At 67.2% G+C, this 22,539-nt stretch carries 25 protein-coding genes; 2 read left to right on the forward strand and 23 right to left on the reverse strand.

Going from position 1 to position 22,539, the window contains the following annotated elements:
- Nucleotides 1–23: 23 nt before the first annotated feature.
- The 4 genes from J2S53_RS07660 to J2S53_RS07675 all read right to left on the reverse strand — a co-directional run bounded on the left by J2S53_RS07660 (nucleotide 24) and on the right by J2S53_RS07675 (nucleotide 2,586).
- Complete coding sequence (locus tag J2S53_RS07660) at nucleotides 24–1,508, reverse strand: PPE domain-containing protein (protein WP_456240406.1); 1,485 nt, start codon at nucleotides 1,506–1,508, stop codon at nucleotides 24–26.
- 98 nt (nucleotides 1,509–1,606) lie between these two features.
- The gene (locus tag J2S53_RS07665) at nucleotides 1,607–1,921 is read right to left on the reverse strand and encodes a hypothetical protein (RefSeq protein ID WP_456240407.1); all 315 of its coding nucleotides are present in this window, start codon (nucleotides 1,919–1,921) and stop codon (nucleotides 1,607–1,609) included.
- A gap of 125 nt (nucleotides 1,922–2,046) precedes the next feature.
- Nucleotides 2,047–2,241: a DUF397 domain-containing protein gene (locus J2S53_RS07670; protein WP_456240408.1), complete on the reverse strand. Its 195-nt coding sequence runs from the start codon at nucleotides 2,239–2,241 to the stop codon at nucleotides 2,047–2,049.
- 159 nt (nucleotides 2,242–2,400) lie between these two features.
- A complete protein-coding gene (locus tag J2S53_RS07675; RefSeq protein ID WP_456240409.1) occupies nucleotides 2,401–2,586 on the reverse strand; it encodes a DUF397 domain-containing protein in 186 nt (61 codons plus the stop codon).
- Between the two features lie 153 nt (nucleotides 2,587–2,739).
- Here J2S53_RS07675 and J2S53_RS07680 point away from each other — a divergent pair, with 153 nt between their 5' ends.
- Nucleotides 2,740–3,018: a hypothetical protein gene (locus J2S53_RS07680; protein ID WP_456240410.1), complete on the forward strand. Its 279-nt coding sequence runs from the start codon at nucleotides 2,740–2,742 to the stop codon at nucleotides 3,016–3,018.
- A gap of 95 nt (nucleotides 3,019–3,113) precedes the next feature.
- Here the strand turns inward: J2S53_RS07680 and J2S53_RS07685 are convergent, their stop codons facing one another.
- The 18 genes from J2S53_RS07685 to J2S53_RS07770 form a co-directional block, all read right to left on the reverse strand.
- Nucleotides 3,114–4,010: an NADP-dependent oxidoreductase gene (locus J2S53_RS07685; protein ID WP_456240411.1), complete on the reverse strand. Its 897-nt coding sequence runs from the start codon at nucleotides 4,008–4,010 to the stop codon at nucleotides 3,114–3,116.
- A gap of 149 nt (nucleotides 4,011–4,159) precedes the next feature.
- Nucleotides 4,160–5,065: a hydrogenase nickel incorporation protein HypB gene (gene hypB, locus J2S53_RS07690; protein ID WP_456240412.1), complete on the reverse strand. Its 906-nt coding sequence runs from the start codon at nucleotides 5,063–5,065 to the stop codon at nucleotides 4,160–4,162.
- Between the two features lie 60 nt (nucleotides 5,066–5,125).
- Nucleotides 5,126–5,473 (reverse strand): hydrogenase maturation nickel metallochaperone HypA/HybF, encoded by a 348-nt coding sequence (locus J2S53_RS07695; protein ID WP_456242733.1) that lies wholly within the window; start codon nucleotides 5,471–5,473, stop codon nucleotides 5,126–5,128.
- Between the two features lie 107 nt (nucleotides 5,474–5,580).
- Nucleotides 5,581–6,621, reverse strand: a complete 1,041-nt coding sequence (gene hypE / locus J2S53_RS07700) for a hydrogenase expression/formation protein HypE (protein ID WP_456242734.1) — start codon at nucleotides 6,619–6,621, stop codon at nucleotides 5,581–5,583.
- A gap of 200 nt (nucleotides 6,622–6,821) precedes the next feature.
- Nucleotides 6,822–7,949, reverse strand: coding sequence for a hydrogenase formation protein HypD (gene hypD, locus J2S53_RS07705; RefSeq protein WP_456240413.1), 1,128 nt, complete (start codon nucleotides 7,947–7,949; stop codon nucleotides 6,822–6,824).
- A gap of 368 nt (nucleotides 7,950–8,317) precedes the next feature.
- Nucleotides 8,318–8,590 (reverse strand): HypC/HybG/HupF family hydrogenase formation chaperone, encoded by a 273-nt coding sequence (locus tag J2S53_RS07710; protein WP_456240414.1) that lies wholly within the window; start codon nucleotides 8,588–8,590, stop codon nucleotides 8,318–8,320.
- Nucleotides 8,591–8,744: 154 nt separating this feature from the next.
- The gene (locus tag J2S53_RS07715; RefSeq protein WP_425427422.1) at nucleotides 8,745–8,849 is read right to left on the reverse strand and encodes a DUF6893 family small protein; all 105 of its coding nucleotides are present in this window, start codon (nucleotides 8,847–8,849) and stop codon (nucleotides 8,745–8,747) included.
- Nucleotides 8,849–9,379, reverse strand: coding sequence for a hydrogenase maturation protease (locus J2S53_RS07720; RefSeq protein ID WP_456240415.1), 531 nt, complete (start codon nucleotides 9,377–9,379; stop codon nucleotides 8,849–8,851). Before J2S53_RS07720 ends, J2S53_RS07715 begins: the two co-directional genes overlap by 1 nt.
- Nucleotides 9,376–10,953: a hypothetical protein gene (locus J2S53_RS07725; RefSeq protein ID WP_456240416.1), complete on the reverse strand. Its 1,578-nt coding sequence runs from the start codon at nucleotides 10,951–10,953 to the stop codon at nucleotides 9,376–9,378. The genes J2S53_RS07720 and J2S53_RS07725 overlap by 4 nt, the downstream gene beginning before the upstream one ends.
- The gene (locus tag J2S53_RS07730) at nucleotides 10,950–11,591 is read right to left on the reverse strand and encodes a DUF6084 family protein (RefSeq protein ID WP_456240417.1); all 642 of its coding nucleotides are present in this window, start codon (nucleotides 11,589–11,591) and stop codon (nucleotides 10,950–10,952) included. The genes J2S53_RS07725 and J2S53_RS07730 overlap by 4 nt, the downstream gene beginning before the upstream one ends.
- Complete coding sequence (locus J2S53_RS07735; RefSeq protein WP_456240418.1) at nucleotides 11,584–12,306, reverse strand: DUF5947 family protein; 723 nt, start codon at nucleotides 12,304–12,306, stop codon at nucleotides 11,584–11,586. The genes J2S53_RS07730 and J2S53_RS07735 overlap by 8 nt, the downstream gene beginning before the upstream one ends.
- On the reverse strand, nucleotides 12,303–13,244 hold the full coding sequence (locus J2S53_RS07740) for a NifU family protein (protein ID WP_456240419.1): 942 nt from the start codon (nucleotides 13,242–13,244) through the stop codon (nucleotides 12,303–12,305). The genes J2S53_RS07735 and J2S53_RS07740 overlap by 4 nt, the downstream gene beginning before the upstream one ends.
- A gap of 323 nt (nucleotides 13,245–13,567) precedes the next feature.
- Entirely contained in the window at nucleotides 13,568–15,358 is a 1,791-nt protein-coding gene (locus J2S53_RS07745) for a nickel-dependent hydrogenase large subunit (RefSeq protein ID WP_456240420.1), read from the reverse strand.
- Nucleotides 15,359–15,383: 25 nt separating this feature from the next.
- Nucleotides 15,384–16,481 (reverse strand): NADH-quinone oxidoreductase subunit B family protein, encoded by a 1,098-nt coding sequence (locus tag J2S53_RS07750; RefSeq protein WP_456242735.1) that lies wholly within the window; start codon nucleotides 16,479–16,481, stop codon nucleotides 15,384–15,386.
- A gap of 37 nt (nucleotides 16,482–16,518) precedes the next feature.
- Nucleotides 16,519–17,193: a D-sedoheptulose-7-phosphate isomerase gene (locus tag J2S53_RS07755; RefSeq protein WP_456242736.1), complete on the reverse strand. Its 675-nt coding sequence runs from the start codon at nucleotides 17,191–17,193 to the stop codon at nucleotides 16,519–16,521.
- 134 nt (nucleotides 17,194–17,327) lie between these two features.
- Nucleotides 17,328–17,567 carry a HypC/HybG/HupF family hydrogenase formation chaperone gene (locus tag J2S53_RS07760; protein ID WP_456240421.1) on the reverse strand — a complete coding sequence of 80 codons (240 nt, stop codon included), beginning with the start codon at nucleotides 17,565–17,567 and terminating at the stop codon, nucleotides 17,328–17,330.
- Complete coding sequence (locus tag J2S53_RS07765; protein WP_456240422.1) at nucleotides 17,564–18,193, reverse strand: D-sedoheptulose-7-phosphate isomerase; 630 nt, start codon at nucleotides 18,191–18,193, stop codon at nucleotides 17,564–17,566. Before J2S53_RS07765 ends, J2S53_RS07760 begins: the two co-directional genes overlap by 4 nt.
- A gap of 418 nt (nucleotides 18,194–18,611) precedes the next feature.
- Entirely contained in the window at nucleotides 18,612–19,208 is a 597-nt protein-coding gene (locus J2S53_RS07770) for a CGNR zinc finger domain-containing protein (protein ID WP_456240423.1), read from the reverse strand.
- A gap of 64 nt (nucleotides 19,209–19,272) precedes the next feature.
- Between J2S53_RS07770 and J2S53_RS07775 the strand changes: the two genes are divergently transcribed.
- Nucleotides 19,273–20,109, forward strand: coding sequence for an alpha/beta fold hydrolase (locus J2S53_RS07775; protein ID WP_456240424.1), 837 nt, complete (start codon nucleotides 19,273–19,275; stop codon nucleotides 20,107–20,109).
- Between the two features lie 120 nt (nucleotides 20,110–20,229).
- Here the strand turns inward: J2S53_RS07775 and J2S53_RS07780 are convergent, their stop codons facing one another.
- Nucleotides 20,230–22,509, reverse strand: a complete 2,280-nt coding sequence (locus tag J2S53_RS07780) for a GmrSD restriction endonuclease domain-containing protein (RefSeq protein WP_456240425.1) — start codon at nucleotides 22,507–22,509, stop codon at nucleotides 20,230–20,232.
- Nucleotides 22,510–22,539: the final 30 nt, after the last annotated feature.

The raw sequence follows: 22,539 nt of genomic DNA on the forward strand, positions 1-22,539 counted from the left end.
GTCCGGACGCACCGTCGCTGTTGTCACTCGATGACCGGTGGGGCGGTTCTGGGCATGTCGTTGAACCACACGTCCTCCCACTCCTCCAACCAGCTGGGACGCTCGTGTTCCTGGTCCTCCTCGCTGCCCTGACCGCGTCCGCCGGGCGCGCCCGCCATCGGCGCGCGTCCGCCTCCGGCACGTCCCGAGGTGGCGCCGGTCGCCGCGGTTCCGGGGGCCGAGGAGCCACCCCGGACCGGAGCACTTCCCGCACGGCCCCCCGAGCCCGGAGTGCTGCCGCCACGTCCCGAGGTGGAGGGCGTTCCGCCACCCGCTCCCCCACCGACGTAGCCACCGACTCCGCCGACTCCGCCGACACCTCCGACGCCACCCGCGCCACGTCCGGCTGCGCCACCGCCCGCACCGGTACCGCCCGCGGCTCCCGGGCCGCCCGGGGTGGCGGAGCCACCGGGTCCGGAGGTCCATGCCGACTCGCTGCCGGCGGATCCGTTGGAGTAGTCACCCGAGCCCGGGGACTGTCCCGGACCGAAGCCGCTCCCGTTCTGGCCCGGCAGTGAACCGCCGTTGCCGGTACCACCGGAACCGCCGTTCCCCGGACCGGCACCGGAGTAACCACCGGGCACGTTGCCCTGGCCGGTACGCCCCGGTGGCACGGCGGGCGGCACCGCCGGTGGTTCGTTGCCGGAGGGAGTGGAGGGCGGAGTAGCGGGATCGCCGTTCAGCTGCCGATAGGCGGGAACGGTGGAATCCACGTCCTGGTAGGTCGTGCTCAGCACCCGGTTCATCGTTTCCTGTGCGTGGCGCTCCTCCTGCTGACGTTCCTGCTGCTGGCGCTTCGCGTCCTGCCCCGCGCCACCGGGGCCGCCCGCTATACCCGCGATCATGGACCGGCTCACGTTGTAATCACGCGGCGGCGGCACCATCTCCTTGACCTGGCCCGCGGCCGTACCGGCCTGCTCGATCTTGTTGCCGGTCAGCCGGAAGCACTCGCCGCTGCCACTGGCCCAGGTGGCCAGTGGTTGCGCGGATTGCTTGGCCGTCTCGGCCGCCTGCCCGGACCAGCCACTGTCGATCGCCTTGGCGGAGTCATTCTGCAGTCTTGCACCGAGCTCGTTCAGTTTGCCGCCGATGTCGCTCCAGGCCTCGCCCACAGCCTTCGCATCGGAGTGACTCAGCGTGTTCTGGTTGGTGTCGTAGATCTTCTTGTGATCGTAGGACTGCCAGTTCTCGTGCTGCTTGATGGACGGCGGATCGTATCCGGCAGGGGCGTCCAGCTTCCGATTGCGCTCTTCGAGCTCCTGCCGCTGCTGCTCACCCTGCTGCTCGGCTGCCTCGGCCTGTTCCTGCTGCTGGTTCTCGGCACGCGTGTCGTAGCCGAGCAACTTGCCGACGTCGTCGCGCACCGTTCCCGGGATGTCGTTGATGGCCCCGGGAAGGTCCTTCATCACGTCGCCGATGGCCTCGTCCGCCGACCCCATCTTCTCGTCCAACCAGGATCCGAATCCCATGACAGCGCCCCCTTACGCCGGTTCCGGAACGTTCGGCTCTACCTTCTTCGCGATCTCCAACGCCTTGGCGCACTCGTCGCTGCGCCTTACGCCGCGTCTCATCGACGAACTGTCCCAACAGATCCGTCCGCTCCGGTAGAACAGTTAGCTGCCTTCTTCCCGAACTCGTTCGCCAGCTGCTCTCCCGAGAGGTACTCACCCAACCCCGGTACCTGTTGCAATCCGGTTGCGGAGTCAGCGAGCCGATCAGCTTCCAAAGCCTCGTGCTCGTACAGCGCAGCGGCATTGTCGGCGGCCTGCGGCTCCATGGTCAACTGCCCAGCCGAGATCTGCTGCTGGATCCAAGAGTTCTCCTCGCGAATGACCCCCAGCGCAGCACTCGCGCCCGTGAACCCAGCGGTCTCGTCCGCCATCACAGCCCCTTCCAGCTCCGAACAAGCTCACCGCAACCGATGCCACCCCGACCGAACGATCACTCTAACCCACGGGTAAGTCCCTCATCCCGCAAACCGACAAACCCGATCAGTGACCCACCTCACTACACTGAACCCGACAAACCCACCAGGAACTCGGCCCACCGATGACGATCCACCACCAGCACCCCGGCGTTCGGGGCCTTCGAGTCCCGCACTGCCATCGCACCGGACAAGGTGGTCACCTCCACGCACGCGCCGTGGTGATTGCTGTAACTACTTCGACGCCAGCAACTCGTGGACGGTTCCATGGCATTCATCGACGCCACCCCATCGCGAGGGCTCGGGTTCAAGCGAGGCAGTCCCCCGCAGGACTCGTCGAACCGGAACGCAGCGCAAGAGACAATACCCGAGTTCACAGGTACCACCGGGATCCTGGTGAAGTCATCAGCCGTACCGGTGACAAAGCGCTCCGCGACTCACTCCGACAGCTTGGTCACGAACTCGGCCCATCGACGACGGTCCACCACCAACACCCCGGCGTTCGGGGCCTTCGAGTCCCGCATCATCACTTGTCCTTCGCCAACGAACGCCATCTCCACACACGCTCCCTGGTTCATGCTGCGAGAGGATTTCCTCCATCGAGCGGCGGATGTGTCCGGCATAATCACTCCTGCGTCAAATCAGCGATCACATGTTCCATCAGCTCAACCGATTGTCGCTGATCCAACGCTTCGTCACGAAGAGTCTTCGCAATCGAGCTGTAGGTCCTCGATGAGTTTCGGATCCTCCACGTCGTAGCGAGCGCCGAGGACAGGGTGACTCTCCAGAAACACCCCGGGACCGAACTCGGCGAACTCCAACAAATGGTCGACGAGAACGCGCCGCGCGTCTTCGCGCTGTGCGAGGAACTGGGCGACCGGCACGACGCCGTGCTGCACTACTGGGGCATGGCCCACGGCGACCACGCAGACCTCATCGGTACCGGCGGCAGCCTGCACATCGGCTTCCGGGACGCGACCACGGCCCGCGAACGCCTGGCCTGCCGCAGAAATATGCACCTCGTCTGGCCACACCAACCACCCAACCCACACTGATTACAAAACAGCACCGACCACACGCGAAGACCGCCCGGCGCGCCGAAGCACGCCGGGCGGTCACGGGTCGGTTGTTCGGAAGCAGCCGAGAGTACTCAGCTCACTTCGAGAGTGATCTTTCCCCCGCTGTGTCCGGTCTCGCTGTCGTCCTGTGCGGCCGCCGCCTCGGAGAGCGGATACGTCCGCGCGTGCCGGACGTCCAGCTCGCCCGCGACGACGCGGTCGGCCAACTCGGACAACACTTCCGGCGTACGGTCCCAGCCCTTACCGCTGGAGAACGGTACGCCCACTGCCGCGGCGTTCGGGTCGGCGATGGTGATGATCCGATCGGTGCCGCCGCGCAGCTCCACCGACTCCGGCAGCACTCCCGTACCCGCGGCGTCGAACACGGCATCCACTCGTAGCACCAACTCGCGGACCCGGTCCACCAGACCATCGCCGTAGCTCACCGGAACGGCGCCGAGCTCGCGGAGATCGTCGAACCGCCCCTCTCCTGCCGTGCCGATCACCGTGGCACCGAGCTCGACGGCCAGCTGAACCGCGATCCGTCCCACCGTGCCGCTGGCACCGTGGATCAGCAGCACATCGCCGGAACCGAGTTCGAGCTCGCGCAGCACCCGCAACGCGGTGGCCCCGGCCACCGGCAGCGCGGCCGCGTCCACCCAGGACATTCCGGACGGCTTGCGTGCCAGGATAGTTCCCAGCGCGTACTCGGCACAGGATCCGGTCTCGGCCCAGCCGAACACCTCTTCTCCCACCTCGAACGGTGCGGAATCACCGACCGCGTCGACGACACCGGACAGCTCCAGTCCCGGTCGATGCGGCAGCGAAAGGCCGGGCATCACACCACGACGAAGTTTCCAGTCCAGCGGATTCACCCCGGCGACGCGAACGGCGATCCGGACCTGTCCCGCACCCGGTTCCGGAATATCGACCTCGTCCATCCGCAGCACGGCCGAGGATCCGGTTTCGTAGAACTGGACGGCACGCATGAGAACTCTCCTTCGGATTTCAGGTGCGGCCCACTCTCCCACCCGACATCGATTTCTCGCGAAATCGTCGTACCGGCCCCGCCGTACGGGTGATGTCGATTTCTCGCGAAATTCACGCCACGCGAGACTCCGGCCAGACTTCCCAGTGGTCAGACTCCCTGGTGCAGCGGGGATGAGACGTGTCCCGCCAGCCAGTCGTACCAGGCCGGGAGTCCTTCGTCGGTGGTGGCCGAGACCGGCAGGATCTCGACGCCGGGATTGATCCGGCGGGCGTACTCGGCGAACCTGTCCACCTCGAACGAGAGGTGCGGCAGCAGATCCGTCTTGTTCAGCAGCACCAGATCGGTGTGGGCGAACATGTTGGGGTACTTCAACGGTTTGTCCTCGCCCTCGGTCACCGCCGCGATCACGACCTTGGCGTACTCGCCCAGGTCGAACAGCGCCGGGCAGACCAGGTTTCCCACGTTCTCCACCAGCACCACCGAGCCGGGCGCGGGCCGCAACGAACGCAGTGCGCCCCAGACCATCTCGGCATCCAGGTGGCATCCCGCGCCGGTGTTGATCTGCACCACGTCGGCACCCGCACGACGCAACCGCTCGGAATCGCGCAGCGTCTCCTGATCACCCTCGATCACCGCCAGAGGGACGGACGAGGCGGATTCCGCCAGGGTTCGCTCCAACAGCGTGGTCTTGCCCGCTCCGGGCGAGCTCATCAGGTTCAGCGCCAGCACACCCCGCTCGGTGAGCCACTGCCGGTTGCGCTCGGCCACCGTGTCGTTCTTGGCCAGTACCTCGCGCTCCAGCTCGATCCTGCGCGTGGCGCCGTCCTGCTCCGGAACCTCGGCCTCCGAGTCGCCAGGCGCGTGCACACCGTCCTCGTGCGAGTGACCGTGATCGTGCGGATGGTCGTGGTCATGAGGATGGTCGTGCGAATGGGAATACTCCCCGTGCAGGTGATCCGGCGATCCGGATTCGGATTCCTCCCGCGTGTCGGCGGCGTCGCGGGTTTCCACCCGCACGCCGCGCTCGTCACCGCATCCACAGGTAGCGCACATCGTTCTTCCCTTCCCACAACGTCGAACCGACCAATCGAAGGAATCCGCGTACCCAGCCACTCACGAGGTGACGGTTCCGGATTCCACGTCCACCGCTCTGATCCGCAGTTCCCGTCCGGAGAGCACTTCGACATCGGGACTGCCGCAGTCGCAGACCGCGAGCTGGTCCTCCAACACGAGCCGCTGGTCACAGTCCCGACAGCGACCGCTGCCGGTCGGAGTCACGATGTCCAACCGCGCACCTTCCAACGCCGTGCCGGTGACCACCAGGTCGAAGCAGAACCGCACAGAGTCCGGCACCACGCCGGAGAGCTTGCCGATCTCCAGTTCCAGCCTGGTGACGCGCGGCTCGGTGACCGCGTCGAGCACCGCGTCCACCACACTCTGGGTGATCCCCAGCTCGTGCACCGCGATCCCCTCCCACAACCACTCCACGGAAATTCGTTTCGGGCGGCGTCGATTTCTCGCGAAATCGCCGGCTACCCGACCACGCACCCGAGATCCGTTGCTGACTCTCAACAGATCCGAGGGAGGGGGTCCCCTACCAGCAGATCCACGATCCGCGTCCCGCCGAACGCGGTGTTGAGCATCACCAGCCCTGGTGGATCCTCACCGATCCGCCCGATCACCGCCGCGTCCGAACCGTGCGGGTGCTCGCGCATCGCCGCCAGCGCGGTGTCGACGGAGCCTCCGTCCACGACGGCCACCATCCTGCCCTCGCAGGCCACGTACAGCGGGTCGATGCCGAGCAGCTCGGAGGCGCCGCGCACCTCGGTGCGCACCGGGACCTCGCCCTCCTCGACGACCACGGCGACGTTGGCCGCGGTGGCTACCTCGTTGAGGATAGTCGCCACACCGCCCCTGGTGGCGTCGCGCATCGCGCGCACACCCGGGGTGGCCTCCAGCAGCCCGGTGACCATGTCGTGCAACGGGGCGGTGTCGGACTCCAGGTCGGCGTCGATATCCAGCTCGCCGCGCTCCAGCATCACCGTGACGCCGTGATCACCGACCGGTCCGGAGACCAGCACGGCATCGCCCGGCCGGACGGTGTCGATACCGAGTTCGTGCTCGGTCCGGCGCACCCCTACCCCGGTGGTGTTGATGTAGCAGCCGTCGGCCTTGCCCTTCTGCACCACCTTGGTGTCACCGGTGACCACCCGCACCCCGGCCCGCTCGGCGGCCTCGGCCATGGACCGGACCACGCGCCGCAGTTCGGAGATCGGGAAGCCCTCCTCGATGATGAACCCGGCGGAGAGGTAGAGCGGCGTGGCACCGGAGACGGCGAGGTCGTTGACGGTGCCGTTGACAGCGAGCTCGCCGATGTCGCCGCCGGGGAAGAACAGCGGGGAGACCACGAAGGAGTCGGTGGTCATCGCCAGCCGTGAACCGTCCACCGCGAACTCGGCGCCGTCCTCCAGCTTCTCCAGGTGGGGGTTGCGCAGTTCCTCCAGGAACAACGCCTCGGTCAGCGTCTGGCTGGCCTTGCCACCGGCGCCGTGGGCGCTGGTGACGCGCTCTTCCTTGATCTTCGGTTTGCGGGCGCGCGCCTTCTCGATACGGTCGAGGACCCGCTGTTCCCTGTTGCGGTAGTCGCTGCCCGGTTCCGCGGTGCCGTGCGCGGGTTCGGCAGCGCTGTGTACGAGTTCGGCAGCACTGTGTACGGCTTCGGCAGCGCCGTGGTCGGATGCCGCGGCGGGGTGTTCGGACGACGTACCGGTCGCGGCGACCGGCTCCGCGTCGGTCTCGTTCTCGATGCTCACGACTTGCTCGCCTCCTTGACGCGTTCCCGGCTGAACCGGCCGAAGTTGTAGTAGGCGGCGCAGGCTCCCTCCGGGGAGACCATGCAGGTGCCGATCGGGGTTTCCGGGGTGCAGGCGGTGCCGAACACCTTGCACTCCCAGGGTTTGAGCACGCCCTTGAGCACCTCGCCGCACTGGCAGGCCTTGGGGTCGGCCACGCGCACGCCCGGCAGTTCGAACCGGCGTTCGGCGTCGAAGTCGGCGAACTCCTCGCGCAGTCGGGTGGCCGAGTGCGAGATGAAGCCCAGTCCGCGCCACTCGAAGTAGGGCCGCAGTTCCATGGTCCGGTTGATGGCGTCCAGCGCCACCTCGTTGCCGTTCCACGGCACGACCCGCGAGTACTGGTTCTCCACCTCCGAGCGGTTCTCCGACAGCTGCAGCATCAGCATGTAGATCGACTGCAGGATGTCCAGCGGCTCGAAACCGGCCACCACCAGTGGCTTGCGGTAGTCGCGGGCGATGAACTCGTAGGGCTTGCATCCGATCACCGTGGAGACGTGCCCGGGGCCGATGAAGCCGTCCAGCCGCAAGTCCGGCGAGTCGAGGATGGCCTTGATCGCCGGGATGACGGTGACGTGGTTGCAGAACACCGAGAAGTTCTCCAGTCCCTCGGACCGGGCGCGCAGCAGCGTCATCGCGGTGGACGGGGCGGTGGTCTCGAAGCCGATCGCCATGAAGACCACGTGCTGTTCGGGGTTCTGCCGCGCCAGTTTGAGGGCGTCCAGCGGGGAGTAGACCATCCGGATGTTGGTGCCCTCGGCGTTGGAGTCGAAGAACGACCCGTTGCTGCCGGGAACCCGCATCATGTCGCCGAAGGAGGTCATCAGCACCCCCGGCTGCCTGGCGATGTGGATGGAGTCGTCCACTCTGCCCATCGGGATCACGCAGACCGGGCAGCCGGGCCCGTGGACCAGTGAGATGTTCTCGGGGAGGTAGTCCTCCAGACCGTGCTTGTAGATGGTGTGGGTGTGGCCGCCGCACACCTCCATGAACTTGTACTGCCTGCCCGGCTCGCACAGTTCGGTTATCTTGGCCGAGAGCGCACGCGCCTTTTCCGCGTCGCGGTACTCGTCGACGAACTTCATGGCACCTCCTCCGAAACCTTTCGGGTGAAAACCTGAAAGAGCGAAAAACTTCCGGAAACGACCGCCCGGAAACGACCGCCCGGAAACGTGTCCAACTGATAAAGCTCCGCCGGATTTCGACGCATCCGTTCGAATCCGAATTCTTTCCGGTGTTCTCCGGCGTTCCCGACTCCGAACTCCCACCACCCACGCAGCCCGGACTCCGACCACCCCCGCAGTCGGCACCGCCGCGGGTTCTCCCGTGCGGCTCTCGCGAGGACGTCGGAGACGTTGTGTAGTAACTACCCGATGTCTCCGGCACCGCAGCGAGAGCCGTGCGAGAGGTTCCGCCAAGCGAGCAGCCCGGCAAACCGAGCCGCAGAGGACCACTAGTCAATGTAGGAGTCCTGCAGCGCTTCCAACTCGTCCTCGTACGCCTTCCCGATATCCTCCAGGAATTCCAGCGCGGCCTGCGCCTCCTGCTCGTCGATCTTGGAAAGCGCGAATCCCACGTGGATCAGAATCCAGTCACCGGCCACCGGACGATCGTCGTCGAGCAGACCGATATTGATGTTGCGACGCACCCCACTGACGTCCACCTTGGCCAGGTCGGGCCGGTCCGACAGGACTTCGATTACCTCACCCGGAATTCCCAGACACATTCACGTTCTCCTTGTCGCAGCTCGTTGTTCGCCTTGATGGGGCGGTCACTCGACGGAACCTCTCGCGGGGGTGCCGGTAAGCGGGCACGGCCAGCAGCGGTCGCACCGCTTGCCCGTCAATTTCTCGCGAAATCGCCGCGCCGAAGGTCCGATCTCACATGCGGCTGATCCGCAGGTAGCGCTTCACGTCCGGCCCGAACAGCCACGCGAGGGTGGCGATCAACCCCACCAACAGCACCAGGAACAGCAAGCGACGCACTACCGATCACCTCCTTCGACAACTCCTCGCCCGAGTCCGGCCGACTCGGATCCGTCCTGTTCGGCGCACACCAGTTCGCGCACCCGACGCACCGCTTCCGGCACGGCACGTTTCACGATCCGGCTCAGGCCGATGCGCTGCTCCAGCTCGGCGGGCTCGCAGCCGAGCACGAAAACCCGTCCGGGATCACCGCCCAGCAGGGTGACCAGGTCCAGCACCACATCCGGCTGCATGCCGTGCGCGTCGGCCAGCGCCGCGGTGTCTCGCTTGTCGGCGTTGCCGATGTCGGTGGGCCGCAGCAGGGTCAGCGTCCCGGGGGAATCACCCCTGGACACCGCGTCGACCAGCACGGTCGTCGCGTAACCGTCGAGCAGGTCGAAAGCGAGGTGCATTCCGCTGGTGCCGTAGTCGCCCGCCCACACCCCCTCGGGCAGCTCGGTGTCCGCGAGCGCGCGCCCGACCTCGGGGCCGAACCCGTCGTCGCCGAGGAAGATGTTGCCGATGCCCGCGACCAGCACCCGGCGGCTCATCGCCGCACCTCGTCCTCGCCGGACAGGGCGGTTACCTCCGGCTGTTCGGACGTCCCCTCGGAGGTCCCCAGTGGACGGACCTCCTCGGTGCCGAAGTAGCGGAACCGCCCGTTGGCACCCTGAATCTCGGCTCCCGGGTCGTCGTCCAGGGTCACGGCGAGGTGGCTGCCACCGTCCACATCGAAGTACACCGCGCGCACCGTGGCGACGCGCCCGGTCAGGAACATGTCCTGCGCGTCGCTGCCGCTACCCGGCAGCAGGGTGACTTTGCTGCCGTTGGACACCGACAGCCCGTCCACCTCGACGCTGTCGCTCTCCGGCGAGACCGCGGCGTCGGCACCGGGATCCCACCAGGGCACCCCGGGTTCGGGGAACGGTCCCGCGGCCTCGCCGGAGATTCCCGCGCCGGACGAACCGGGCGGGGCGGGGAAGTCCTGTCGCGGGGACGACGGCAGCGGACCCTCCTGCCGCGCCCCCTTCTCCTCCGGACTCCCCTGCTGTGCCCCCTTCTCCTGTGCCCCCTCCTGCCGCGAGCTCTCCTGCTCCGGCACCGACTCCCGCAGGTATCGCAGCGTGCCGTGCAGCCGTTCCAGCATCTCGGGCGGCATGTTGTCGACGCCGTCGATGATGCCGCGAGCCCGCTCGTCGGTCTGCCTGGCCTGCTGTTTCTCCCGCTCGGTCAGCGCCATGGTGCGCAGCGTCAGGATCTCGTCGATCTCGGTGGCGTCGTGCAGCTGCCGTGGGCTCTCGGGGGCGACCCGCGGATCGTCGTAGAGGATGATCGGGGCGGCCAGCACCGCGGCACTCCGATCCCCGGGTCCGAGCAGCACCGGCCAGCAGCGCACGTTCTCGCACTCGGCCACCGCGGCGGCGGCCCATTCCGGTGGGGCCGTCGAGGACAGCAGCGCCCCCTGGTCCAGGCCGAGCAGCAGGTGGGTCGCCACGAAGGCGTGCCGCAGCGCCCGCTGCCTGCCCGCTTCCTCGGCCCGCCACTCGGAGGTGTTGTCCACACTCACCCGCAGCCGCAGACCACCGTAGGGTCCCGCGAGCCGTTCGGCGTCGACCCGCAGCCTGCCGCGCAGCGGACGCAGTTCGCGAACGAGCCTGCCCCGGAGCTCCCCGTCCTCGTCTCGGATCTCCTCGGTGCTCCGAGCCGGATCGTCCCGGACGGCGAGTTCGCATCCGCCGTCGAGCAGGTCGCCGACCCGGGCCAGCAGGTCGTGCTCCTGCTCGACCGCCTCGTCGAACTCCTCGACCACGCGGTCGCCGACCGGCAGCGACGTGACTCGGTGGTACTGACCGTGCTCGTCGAGCGATTCGACCGAGCGCTGCTGGATGCGCAGGAAGCGCAGCCGGACGTGCACCCGGGCGTCCTCGGGCGCCTCCAGCAGGCACTCGGTGCGCAGGTCGGTGTACTCGCCGATCGAGTCGTCGGCGTGGCTCGGCGGCATCAGCACCCCGAACTGCCAGCGCACCTGGTTCTTCGGCGAGTCGGCGGTGTAGGGGTAGAGCAGGTAGCCCTCGTAGAGGACGGCGTCGGCCACCGCCCTCGCCTTGTCGAACAGTTCCGTCACGGGGTCACCTCGCCCGCGTTGTCCAGCAGTGTTCCGATGGCGGCGTCCCAGGTGGGGATCGCGTGTCGCGACTGGTAGCGCAGCAGCGCGTCCACTGTGTCGCGGTGCAGGCGGATCCAGTCGGCCCGCGGGAAGTACAGCTCCTTGAGCCGCTGCCACACCTCGATCGGCATGGCGTAATCGGCCTCCAGTTCCCAGGGGATCTGGTGGACCCAGAAACCGTTGGTCCCCTTGCCGAAGACGGTGCCGCTGAACATCAGCACCATCGGCACCGAACCGGAGCGCAACGAGTGCAGGTACTTGCCCGAGGCCACCTCCATGTCGAAGGTGCAGGGCACGGGCACGTCCACCCGGATGGAGTCGGTGAAGCCGGGTACCTGCGTGGCGACGTTGGCGAACCGCAGGTTCCGCAGCGTGTGGCCCCAGCGGTCCCGTCCGCCGAAGAGGTGGCCGAGCAGCTCCTCCTCGGAGCTGTCGTAGTCGCGCTTGCGGGGCTCGATGTTGACGGCGCAGCGCAGCGAGACCGCGTGGATCGGGTCCTCGCCGGATTCGTCGATGCGCAGCCGGAACAGCAGGGTGGGACCGGCACCGTAGCGTTCGCAGCGCACGTCCTCGCACGTGACGGAGAGGTCAGCCATCACCGCGCTCCCATCCGGGCTGTCCGGAGCCGACCCGCTCGCCGCGCTGCCGGAGTCCGGTGAAGAACTCCTCGATGTACTCGCGTGCCTGGCTGCCGCCGTCGAAACCGCGCCAATGAGTGCGGACCAGTCCGACCAGCCGGTAGCAGGTGTCGACCGGCACCAGGAAAGCCTCGAACTCGGTGCCGGACTCACCGAGCTGGTTGATCAGCAGTGCCTCGACGTCCTCGGCGATGTCGGCGAAGGCGGGTTCACCGGCGATCACCTCGTCCCAGTCCTTCGGCGGCAGCGTCGACTCGGTGGCTCCCGCCGGGCTGGGGTAGAACAGCACCGGCCCGGTGGTCGAGCTGCGGAAGGCGAAGGCCATGCCGACCGGTATGCCGGTGGACTCCCACAGCGCTACGCCCGGGGGAAAGCTCGGCGCGTAGCGGTAGCGCTCCGGGACGGCGCGGTGTTTGCCGCTGCCCGCTCCCGGGTGGGTGAACAGCAGGTAGCAGGCGCGGCAGGTGCACAGGATGCGGCGGTTCGCCACGTTGACCACATGGGAGTGCCCCGATTCCCACAACTGTTCCGAGCACATCTCGCAGCTGGTGCCCGGCGCGCGTTCGGCGCTGGCGGACTCACCCCGAGAGCGCAGGAAACGGCGCAACCCACCGGGGTCGGTGGCACCCGCCCCACCGGAGGTTCCGGAGATGGAGGATGTTTCCGGTTTCACCGCGCGACCTCCGGAACCGCGAGACGGACACCGCCGTCGTCGGCCAGCAGCGGCAAGGGCTCCAGGTGCAGGTTCGGGTCCTGCTCCTCCCTGCCCGCCAGTCGTACGTCGTAACTTCGCGCGCAGCCAGGGCATCGCAGCTCACCCCCGTGCAGCACCGCCCGGCCCAGCTCCGTGTCACATGCGGGACAACGGTCCCGGTAGGCGTAGAGCGATCCGGCCACATTGCACACCAGCACGCTCGCGCCGCCGATTCCGATCGAGGTGAGCTCACCCTCGGACAGCCGCACGAGGTCGTCCAGGTTCACCCACTCCGCGGTATCGGCCACGGCGGAACCGCCGTTGTCCGACTCGGTCGCCAGCGGCAGCAGCGGTCGACCGCCGGGGCCGGTGGCGGTGGTTTCCGGCTGGGCCATGCCCTCCACCGCGATGTCGGCGATCTCCGGCGCGGCCTTGCGGATGGCGTCCTCGATGGCCAGTTTCACCGTCACGGCCGAGGAGGGGCAACCGTCGCAGTTGCCCTTCAACCGCAGCCGCACGACACCTTCCTCGTCGATGTCGAGCAGCTCCACGTCCCCGGAGTGCGACCCGAGGTAGGGCCGCACGCTGTCCAGCGCGTCGGACACGCGCTGCCGCACCGGCAGCGGGTGCAGATCGTGCAGCGCCAGCAGCCCGCCGACCAGCTCGTCCGCCGCCAACCGGTCGAGCAGCTCGGTGCCGGGACCGTGCTCGGCCAGCAGTGTCGTGATCCGTTCGATTCCGGAGCCGTAGAACCGCATGATGGTGGCGACGAGGTCCTCGGCCGCCTCGCGGACGCCGGGTGTCTCGACGGTGTCGAACTTGCCGAGCAGCTCGTCCACGCGGGCGGCGACCGCGCTCGCGTCGTCCTGCTGGGACTCCGCCCGCGGCGGTGTCCCCGTGGTGGTGGATTGCGTCATCAGTGGGGAGTCCTCGCGTGAGTGAGTCACGCCCCGGTGCCCGCCCCGCAAGCACGGGCACCGGGGCACGGTTGTGTGGAGTACTGGGCCGGTTGTCTCACTGAGGTGTTCCGGACGGACCTGCCGAACGAGCCGCTTCGCAGCGCAACGCCGTACTTCCGCTCCCGCAACTCGCACCGCCGCGGGTTCTCCGGTGCGGCTCTCGTGAGGAAGGCCCGACGTTGTGTAGGTCGCTACCCGATGTCGGGCCTCCCCGCAGCGAGAGCCGTGCCAGAGGTTCCGCCAAGCAACCACTCCCGCAACCCGGCCGGAACACCACGCCCTCAGGTCTGACTGTCGAAGGCGTGTGGGGTGTGCGTCTTGTCCAGCTCGAACCCGTCGCCGGTGTACATGTGCACCCCGCACGGCAGGCAGGGATCGAAGCTGCGCACGGCACGCATGATGTCGATGCCCTTGAAGTTCTCCGGGGAGTTCTCCTCGAAGATCGGGGTGTTCTGCACCGCGTCCTCGTAGGGCCCCGGGGTGCCGAAGGAGTCGCGCACGCTGGCGTTCCACGGCGTCGGCGGGTAGGGGTGGTAGTTGGCGATCTTGCCGTTCTGCACCACCATGTGGTGCGAGAGCACCCCGCGAACGGCCTCGGTGAACCCGCAGCCCACGCTCTCGTTGGGCACGTCGAACGGCTCCCAGGTCTGCGTGTTGCCGCCGCGGACCTCGGCGAGTGCCTTGTCCACGAAGTGCAGCGCCGCCGCCGCGCAGTAGGCCTGGAAGTAGGTCCGGGCCCGGTTGCGCTCGATCGCGTTGCTCCACTTCGGGATCTTCCACTCCAGCGTGCGCTCGCCCATGGTGGCGCTCTTGGGCAGGTTGATCTCCACGCTGTGGCCGGTCGACCTGACGTTGCCCATGTCCACCAGCCCGGCCAGCGCGGTGGTCCACAATCGCGCGATGGGACCGCCACCGGTATCCAGCGCCAGGTGTTCGGAACCGTCGAACCAGCGCGGCGACATCACCCAGGAGTACTTGTCGTCGAAGTCCCGCTTGGCCGGTTTGGGAATGGTGTGCTGGTTCCAGGGATGACGCTGGTCGACCGGGTTGCCCAGCGGGTCGCGGTCGACGAACGTCTCCTGGCCCTGCCAGTCCTCGTAATAGGAGCTGCCGAGCAGGATCCGGATGCCCAGGTTGATGTCGACCAGATCCGTGGTGACCAGCTGCCCGTCCACGACGATGCCCGGCGTGACGAACATCTTGCGGCCCCAGTCGCTCATGTTCGCGTACTGGAAGTCGCAGTGGTCCGGATCGTTGAGGCTGCCCCAGCAGGCGAGCATGATCCGACGCCTGCCGACCTCCTCGTAGCCGGGCATGGCCTCGTAGATGAAGTCGAACAGGTCGTCGTGCATCGGCACGCAGCGCTTCATGAACTCGACGTAGCGCATCAGCCTGGTGAGGTAGTCGGTGAACAGCTGCACCGTGGCGACCGTTCCCACCCCGCCCGGGTACAGCGTGGAGGGGTGGACGTGCCGTCCCTCCATGAGGCAGAACATCTCGCGGGTGAGCCTGCTGATCTGCAGCGCCTCCCGGTAGAACTCACCTTCCAACGGGTTGAGCGCCCGCATGATGTCGGCGATGGTGCGGTAGCCGTGCTCGGAGGCGTTGGGGGCCTCGGTCCGCTCGGCCAGTTCCAGCACGCCGGGGTTGGTCTCGCGGATCATCTTCTCGCAGTAGTCGACCCCCACCAGGTTCTCCTGGTAGATGTTGTGGTCGAACATGTACTCGGCGGCCTCGCCGAGGTTGATGATCCACTCCCCCAGTTTGGGCGGCTTCACCCCGTAGGCCATGTTCTGGCTGTAGACCGAGCAGGTGGCGTGGTTGTCCCCGCAGATGCCGCAGATGCGGCTGGTGATGAAGTGCGCGTCGCGGGGGTCCTTGCCCTTCATGAAGATGCTGTAGCCGCGGAAGATCGAGGAGGTGCTGTAGCACTCCACCACCCGCCTGGCCTCCCAGTCGATCTTGGTGTAGATGCCGAGGCTACCGACTATCCTGGTGATCGGGTCCCAGGACATCTCCATCAGATCGGATTTCGACTTTCCCGACTTCTTGGCGGGATCGGTCTGTGTCATGCGGGGATACCTTCCTCGGATCGGATCACCAGGTCGGCCGGTAACCGGTGTGCAGCTCCCGCCCCTTGCCGCGCCAGGACGGTTCCTTGTCCGCGGTCTTGCGGGTGATGCCGCGGAGTCTGCGGATGGCGGCGCCGTAGGCACCGCTCGCGGCGGTGGACAGCAGCGCACCGGGTGGTTCGTCCATGAACGGCATGAACTTGTCCGGGAAACCGGGCATGGTGCATCCGATGCAGATGCCGCCCACGTTGGGGCAGCCGCCGATGCCGTCCATCCAGCCGCGCTTGGTCACGTTGCACTGCACGACCGGCCCCCAGCAGCCGATCTTGACCAGGCACTCGGGGGTGCCGTAGTGCTCGGTGAACTGCCCCTGCTCGTAGTAGCCGCCCCGGTCGCAGCCCTCGTGGACGGTGGCGCTGAACAGCCACTTCGGCCGCAGCGCGTCGTCCAGCGGGATCATCGGGGCCTGCCCGGCCACCTGGTAGAGCAGGTACAGCAGCGTCTCGGACATGTTGTCCGGCTGCACCGGGCAGCCGGGCACGCACACGATCGGCAGTCCCGCCTTGGACTTCCACCGCCACCCCAGGTAGTCCGGTACTCCCATCGCGCCGGTGGGGTTGCCCGCCATGGCGTGTATCCCGCCGTAGGTCGCGCAGGTTCCGGTGGCCACGATGCCCAGCGCCTTCGGCGCGAGCCGGTCGATCCACTCGCTGGTGGTGATGGGCTGGCCGGTGTTGGGGTCGTTGCCGAACCCGCACCAGTAGCCCTCCTCCTTGATGGCCTCGTTGGGGATCGAGCCCTCGATGACCAGCAGGAAGGGTTCGAGCTCACCGCGGTCTGCCTTGTGGAACCACTCGATGAAGGTGTCCGCGCCCTGCTCGGGGCCGCTCTCGAAGTCGATCAGCGGCCAGTGCACCCGCACCTCGGGCAACCCGGGCAGCGCGCCCATCACGATTTCCTCGATGCTGGGCTGCATGGCCGCCGTCAGCGAGACGGAGTCGCCGTCGCAGCTGAGCCCGGCGTTGATCCACAGAATGTGAACCGGCCCCTGCGTACCGCCTCCGGTTTCGCTGTCGGCTCCCGCCCCTCGGGTGGTCGGGTCCTCGTCGGGAACGGGTTTCATGTGTCGTTCGTCGGTCGGTGCCACGACGGATCACTCCTCACTCACGCATCGAGGCCGGTGTGCCCTGCGGTGCCGCACCGTCCCGATTCCGGGAGAGCGCGGATTGGGTGAGCTCCCAGAGCGCGTGGTAGAGCGTGGTCTGGGCTTCCTGAATGCGGTGCACGGAGGGTGAGGGCACCACGAACAGGTGATCGATGCTGTCCGATTCGGACATCTTGCCGCCTTCGTAGCCCGCGATGCCGACGGTCAGCATCCCCCTGCCCTTGGCCTCCTCGAAGCCCGCGAGCAGGTTGGCCGAGTTACCGCTGGTCGAGATGCCGACCGCGATGTCGTTGGGGCCGCCGAACGCGCCGAGCTGCCTGGCGAAGATGACGTCGAAGCCGACGTCGTTGCACAGCGCGGTGACCACCGCGATGTCGCTGGTCAGCCCGAGAGCGGGCAGCGCGGTTCCTCCCGCGTCGGGGTGCAGGAACTGGCTGGCGATCTCCTGGGCGTCGGTGGAGCTGCCCCCGTTGCCGAAGGCGAGCAGCCTGCCGCCGCGGACGAAGCGTTCGGCCATAGCCTCCGCGCAGCGGAGGAGGTTGTCGCCGTCGCGCCGGTGCACCTCGACCCGCAGCTCCCTGATCTCGCGGGCCTTCGTCTCGATGGAGTGACGTACCTGCTCGAACACGGCGTCGACGTCGACCGGCGCGTTGGTCAGGAACGGATACAGCGCCCCGGCGGGGCCTGCGTCGCTCGCGGGACCGCTGTGCGTAGTGGGACCGGTTGGAGCAGTGGGGCCGGTGTGGGTGGCGGGTCCGGTGTGGGTGGCGGGTCCGGTGTCGGTGTTGGCTTGGTCCACGGTGTTCACTCCTCGACGGTCGCGATGGCCTCGCCCGCGTGCACGAGCACGGTGTCGCCGACGGCGGCCGGAACCAGCGCGACGCTGATCCGTTCGGTTCCGAGTTCGGTTTCCACGTCGGCCATGCCCTCCGCGAGCAGCCGCAGCACGGTGACGCGCACCGCTTCGTCCGAACAGGTCACGCAGTGCTGCCCGTCGCAGCTCGCGCCGGAGGGCGCCGGGTCGGGAAGCGGCTCCTCGCTCATGCCGTCACTTCCGAGGTCAGTACGCCGGGCTGTTCGAGGAAGACGTGCACCAGTTCCCAGAGGATGTGGTACATGGTCACGTGCATTTCCTTGACCACGCGCGGATCGGTGGCCCGCGCCGTGAGCACGTGGTCGACTCCGGACTCCGCCACCGCCCCGCCGTCACCACCGACCAGGCCGACGGTCAGCAGGCCGAGGTCGCCGCTCTCGCGCAGCCCGCGCAGCACGTTGGCGCAGTTCCCGTCGGTGGAGATCCCCAGCGCGATGTCGCCCGGGTCGGCCAGGTGCCGGATCTGGTGGGCGAACACCTCGTCCAGCCCCTCGCCGCTACCGGTGGCCACTCCGGTCACCGTGGCCACGTCGGAGGTCAGCGAGACGGCGGGCAGCGCGCGTTTGCCGACGATCACCGGATGCACGAACTCGACCGCGACGTGCTGCGCGTCGGTACTGGCCCCGCCGTTTCCGAAAACGACCAGTTTTCCACCTTCGTGGAATCTTCGAGATACGGCATGACAGGCTCGGGCCACGTTATCGGCGTTCGCCAGGATTTGATTGACGGGTTCGACACGACGTTCAAACAGGCGATCGGCCGTTTCGTGCACACCGCTGTCCGGGGACGATGACATCGGTGATCACTTCCTTGTTGTGGTATGCGGCATCGCCCAAGCTAGAACAGAGTGAATCAGTTCACAACTCGATGTTGGAATTCAGCAGCGCACCACGAATCGGCGAGAGAAATTCGCGAAAGCGTCACCACGACACAAACAGACAAAAAATGAGACCGTCCCAGAATCGCACACGGAAAGACTGAAAAATACCCCGCGAAAATCGCGAATTGGCGTGTCGTTGTTGACCGAGTTCCGAGAGAACCCGACCACGGCGCCACGGCGACGTGGCTCCTCACACGGTCACGTGACACCGGATCGGGTCACTCGCTACACCGGCCCGCGAGCATCCACTGGCACAGATCCGGGCAGCGTTCCGCAGTGCTTCGGCTCGCCGAAGTCGACAGCCCGGTCCGACACGGGTTTCGCACCAACGCGCTCAGGGATGGGAGTTCTGCTCGTCGCGTCGTTGTCGGGCGCGGTGTCGTGCGACGTTTTGTCGGTTTCCGCATATCTGGGGGGTGCAGTATCGGCGTCGTCCCGCTTTGCTGGTGTCGATGAACACGCCGTCGCACTCGGTGGCGGCGCAGTGTCGGAAGCGTTCGTGGCTCAAGGCGTGCAGTGTTCCCAGCAGCCCGGCGCACACCAGTGCGGCTAGTTCCTCCGCCACGGAGGCGTCGGGGGAGGTTGCCAGGCCCCACTGCCATCGCCGGTGGGAGTCGAGCAGCACCGTCGGAGTCGCGGTGGCCCGGGCCAGCAGCGTGGTCGCTCCTTCGACGAGTTCCTCGACATCGCTGGTCGCGAGAAGAGCACGAATCTCCTCCCGCAGCCGCTTCACGCGGGCGAGGTCGTCGTCGGAGGGCACGCCATCCGGCGTCGTGGTGTCGGTGGTGACGCCGTGTTCGGTGAGGAACCGTCGTAGGGCCGTGGGACTGGTGAGGACCTCGTCGGTGGTTCGTCGTATCGCCGGGGACGTGTTGACCAGGTCGGTGGCCAACGCCGCCCCCACGGTGTAATTGGAGAAATCTATTTTCATGGCTTACTCTGTGCTAGGGTAACCGGACAAAGCTAATCTTAACCCTTACGTGGAGGTGGTCGGAATGATCACACGGACCTCGTCGGAACCGTGGGCGCTTTCCCAGCGGATTCGTGTCCCGGGCGGCGAAGTGGCCGCCGAGGTGTTCGGCGAAGGACCTCCCGTGGTGCTGGTGCACGGCGCGCCGTCCTGGTCCTATCTGTGGCGTGGCGTCGTGCCCTCGCTGGCTCGGAACCACACCGTGTACGTATGGGACTTGCCGGGGTTCGGCGATTCCCGGCTCGCCCCCGGCGTGTGGCCCTCCATCGAGCTGCAGGCACGGACCCTGGCCGAGCTGGTCGACCACTGGGGACTCAGTGAACCCGGCCTGGTCGGGCACGACATCGGTGGGGGAATCGTGATGCGGGCCCACCTGATCGAACAGGTCCCCACCCGAGGACTCGCCCTGCTGGACGCCGCTGTGCTCGGCCCGTGGAACACCCCGTTCACCGAACACCAGCAACGGTACCCGCAGGCCTACCGCACGATGCCAGAGGACGTCTTCACCGACGTCATCGACAAACGCCTTCGCAGCGCCTGCCACCGGCGGATGTCCGAGGAAGTGGCGGAAGCCTACCTGTCCCAGTGGTCCGGGCAGGCGGGACAGAACCGCTGGATCGACCAGGTGGTCAGCGTCAGCTTCAACGACACCCGCGAGGCCGTGGCCAAGCTGGACCGGGTCACCGCCCCCACCCTGGTCCTGTGGGGCGAACAGGACCAATGGCTGAGCACCACCACGGGCGACCGCCTCGCCGCCGCCATCCCCGGCGCACAACGCGCAAACATCACGGCAGCCGGACACTTCGTGGCCGAGGACAACCCGAACGACACCGCCGACGCACTACTACGATTCTTCGGTTAACGGCCCACAACCACGTGAAACGACCACGGCCGAGAACCACCGGATCATCATGAGGGAGCGGCGGGAGGTTCCGTCGCTCCCGCCGAACATTCTCCCACTGATCGAACGGTGGAATCCCGCTCAGACGTCGTAGCCGAACTGGTTGAGTCGGTGTTCGGCCGTTCGCAACTCCTCGGTGGAGAACAACTCGGCGAAGCGTGGCTCGGTGGCCAGCGCTTCGACGGTGAGGTCCAACCTTCCTCGCTCCCACAGCGCGGCGAAACCGTCGGAGACGCCCCCACCGGCGAGAAGTTTGTGCGCGGTGGAAAGCCCACCGTGCTCGGCGAGCATACTCAGGAAGTACGTTGCGGTGTAGTGCGCCTCCTTGCGCCCCCGTTCGTACAGCGAGCGCATCCGCTGCTCGAACTCGGCCACCAACGGTTCCCGCGCGGGGTCGGGCTCACGGGACTGCTCGGTCGCGGAGTCGGCATCGGAGTCGGGCTCGGGCTCGCTGCGGTTGCGACGCCGCACGTAACCGCGCAGCGCGTCGACCGAGGTGAACACCTCGTAGCCGAGTTCCTCCAGCCGGGGCAGATCGGCGTCGGCGGTGTCGAGTTCGAGCACCACCGGACTCCCCTGCCCGGTCTGCAACCCTTCGGGCCAGAACGCCTCGGCGACGGCCAGCGCCCGACCGGTGCGGGGATCGGCGATCTCGGTGTCGGTGGCGGGACTGGCACAACCGAGCTCCACCAGTTCGGAAATGAGCCCGTTGACCTGGGCAACACGGGCGTCCATGTCGTCGTCCCCGGCGATGGACAGCGGTTGCAGCTCCTCCCGGTCGGCGGTCGGTTGCCCGGTGCGCAGCTCGGTGAGGAACGACCGCGCCGCCTCGGCCAGCAGCTCGCGCCGTGCCTGCAGGAAGTCGGGGTAGCGCTCGATCTTCCACAGTTCCGGATCGGTGGGAATCCACTGCGAGGCCAGCACACCGGGGTGTTTCTCCTCGACCTCGGCGAAGTACTGCTCGGGCGGCCGGTTGCCCACCACGAGGTTGGTGTCCTGGGTGAGGAAGCAGAAGTTGGCTATGGCGTTGACCTGGGAACGCTCGTAACCGGCCTGGTAAAGCAGCGATTTGGGGAACAGGTGATGCACCTGCAGCGAGGAGTTCCTACCCAGCATGTCGGCGCGCAACGGCATACCGCTACCGAAGTCGCGGGCCTGGTTCACCCTGGTCAGCATGTACAGCAGCGGGTAGAAGCGCGATCCCTTGGTCGAGCCCTCGAAGTCGTGCGCGTGCACGTCGAGGTTGCCGCCGCGCCACCGCTCCAGCGAGGTGATCAGCCCGTCGATGCCGGATCGTTCGACGGTCTCGTAGTCCTTCTGCAGAAAGGTCTCGGTGGAGCCCGCGAAGCGTCCCCACAGCGCGGCGTGGACGTACCAGTACAGCACCTTGTCCTGGTGGGAACGGTCGTCGAACCGGCCACCGTTGAGTTCCAACAACCGCGAGACCACCGGGAAGGCGTAGCGGGCCATCAGCACCCGGTCGTGGTCCAGGCCGAGCCGCCCGGAGACCAGGTCGAGGAACCGGCCGATGTAGCCGGTGGACCTGTACAGCGCGTCCCGGAACTCCCCGGCCGAGACGTTGTCCAGCGCGGTGAACAGGGCTCGGCCGGTCGCCACCGCGTTGGCATTGCGCAGCAGCCAGTCCAGCGTGAAGTCGAAGCCCGCCTGCTGCCACTCCCGCAGCTTGTCGCGCATCTCGCCGCGCGCGTCGCTCCACTGCGAGCAGATCTTTGCCAGCGCGAGATCACCCTTGGACAGCTTCGTCCCGCCCGAGTTGACCCGGTTGAAGATGTCGACCACCGTGTCGACGTTCTTGTCGTTTCCGGTGATCTTCTCCGCGTAGAACTCGCGTTCCAGCAGGTTGCGCAGCCGGTTCAGCCGCTCCACGTAGAGGCCGAGATTGGCCGGGTCGTGCTGTTGGAAACTGGTGATGTACTCGCCGAGGTTCTCCAAGAACAGTTTGGTCACGTTCACCCAGCGGTAGTCGTCGGCCATCCTGGACGGCGCGTAGAACTCGAACTTCTCCTCGGCGACGTTGAAGTACAGCTTGGTGAAGACCGCCGGGTCCCCCTCGAAGAACGCCGGGGCTTTGCCGCGCACCACGCCGTACAGCGAGGTGATGCGCTGCTGACCGTCCAGCAGCAGCAGATGGGTTCCCTGCTGGCCGCTCGTCTCGCCCCGGACGGAAACCCCTTCCGCGTCGGTTTCCCACATCAGCAGCCCACCCACGGGATGTCCCCGGTACAGCGACTGCATCAACTCCCGAACCTGGTCCCGGTTCCACACGTAGCCACGCTGGAACTCGGGAAGCAGCACGGAACCGGAGTCGATCTGGTACAGCAGTGTGGAAAGCGTCGGCATGTTCTACCTTCCTGTGGTCGTGGCGGCCTG

It is taken from the genome of Actinopolyspora lacussalsi (assembly GCA_030803735.1).
GTDB classification, from domain to species: Bacteria; Actinomycetota; Actinomycetes; order Mycobacteriales; family Pseudonocardiaceae; genus Actinopolyspora; species Actinopolyspora lacussalsi.

What these genes read in the sequence shown, in the direction of transcription:
- J2S53_RS07775 (WP_456240424.1), top strand. Translation starts at nt 19,273, where the DNA reads ATGATCACACGGACCTCGTCGGAACCGTGGGCGCTTTCCCAGCGGATT.
- J2S53_RS07710 (WP_456240414.1), bottom strand. Translation starts at nt 8,590, where the DNA reads ATGTGTCTGGGAATTCCGGGTGAGGTAATCGAAGTCCTGTCGGACCGG.
- J2S53_RS07760 (WP_456240421.1), bottom strand. Translation starts at nt 17,567, where the DNA reads ATGAGCGAGGAGCCGCTTCCCGACCCGGCGCCCTCCGGCGCGAGCTGC.
- J2S53_RS07665 (WP_456240407.1), bottom strand. Translation starts at nt 1,921, where the DNA reads ATGGCGGACGAGACCGCTGGGTTCACGGGCGCGAGTGCTGCGCTGGGG.
- J2S53_RS07720 (WP_456240415.1), bottom strand. Translation starts at nt 9,379, where the DNA reads ATGAGCCGCCGGGTGCTGGTCGCGGGCATCGGCAACATCTTCCTCGGC.
- J2S53_RS07770 (WP_456240423.1), bottom strand. Translation starts at nt 19,208, where the DNA reads ATGAAAATAGATTTCTCCAATTACACCGTGGGGGCGGCGTTGGCCACC.
- J2S53_RS07740 (WP_456240419.1), bottom strand. Translation starts at nt 13,244, where the DNA reads ATGACGCAATCCACCACCACGGGGACACCGCCGCGGGCGGAGTCCCAG.
- hypB (WP_456240412.1), bottom strand. Translation starts at nt 5,065, where the DNA reads ATGTGCGCTACCTGTGGATGCGGTGACGAGCGCGGCGTGCGGGTGGAA.
- J2S53_RS07675 (WP_456240409.1), bottom strand. Translation starts at nt 2,586, where the DNA reads ATGCCGGACACATCCGCCGCTCGATGGAGGAAATCCTCTCGCAGCATG.
- J2S53_RS07765 (WP_456240422.1), bottom strand. Translation starts at nt 18,193, where the DNA reads ATGTCATCGTCCCCGGACAGCGGTGTGCACGAAACGGCCGATCGCCTG.
- J2S53_RS07745 (WP_456240420.1), bottom strand. Translation starts at nt 15,358, where the DNA reads ATGACACAGACCGATCCCGCCAAGAAGTCGGGAAAGTCGAAATCCGAT.
- J2S53_RS07660 (WP_456240406.1), bottom strand. Translation starts at nt 1,508, where the DNA reads ATGGGATTCGGATCCTGGTTGGACGAGAAGATGGGGTCGGCGGACGAG.
- hypD (WP_456240413.1), bottom strand. Translation starts at nt 7,949, where the DNA reads ATGAAGTTCGTCGACGAGTACCGCGACGCGGAAAAGGCGCGTGCGCTC.
- J2S53_RS07670 (WP_456240408.1), bottom strand. Translation starts at nt 2,241, where the DNA reads ATGAATGCCATGGAACCGTCCACGAGTTGCTGGCGTCGAAGTAGTTAC.
- J2S53_RS07730 (WP_456240417.1), bottom strand. Translation starts at nt 11,591, where the DNA reads ATGGCTGACCTCTCCGTCACGTGCGAGGACGTGCGCTGCGAACGCTAC.
- J2S53_RS07685 (WP_456240411.1), bottom strand. Translation starts at nt 4,010, where the DNA reads ATGCGTGCCGTCCAGTTCTACGAAACCGGATCCTCGGCCGTGCTGCGG.
- J2S53_RS07780 (WP_456240425.1), bottom strand. Translation starts at nt 22,509, where the DNA reads ATGCCGACGCTTTCCACACTGCTGTACCAGATCGACTCCGGTTCCGTG.
- J2S53_RS07750 (WP_456242735.1), bottom strand. Translation starts at nt 16,481, where the DNA reads ATGAAACCCGTTCCCGACGAGGACCCGACCACCCGAGGGGCGGGAGCC.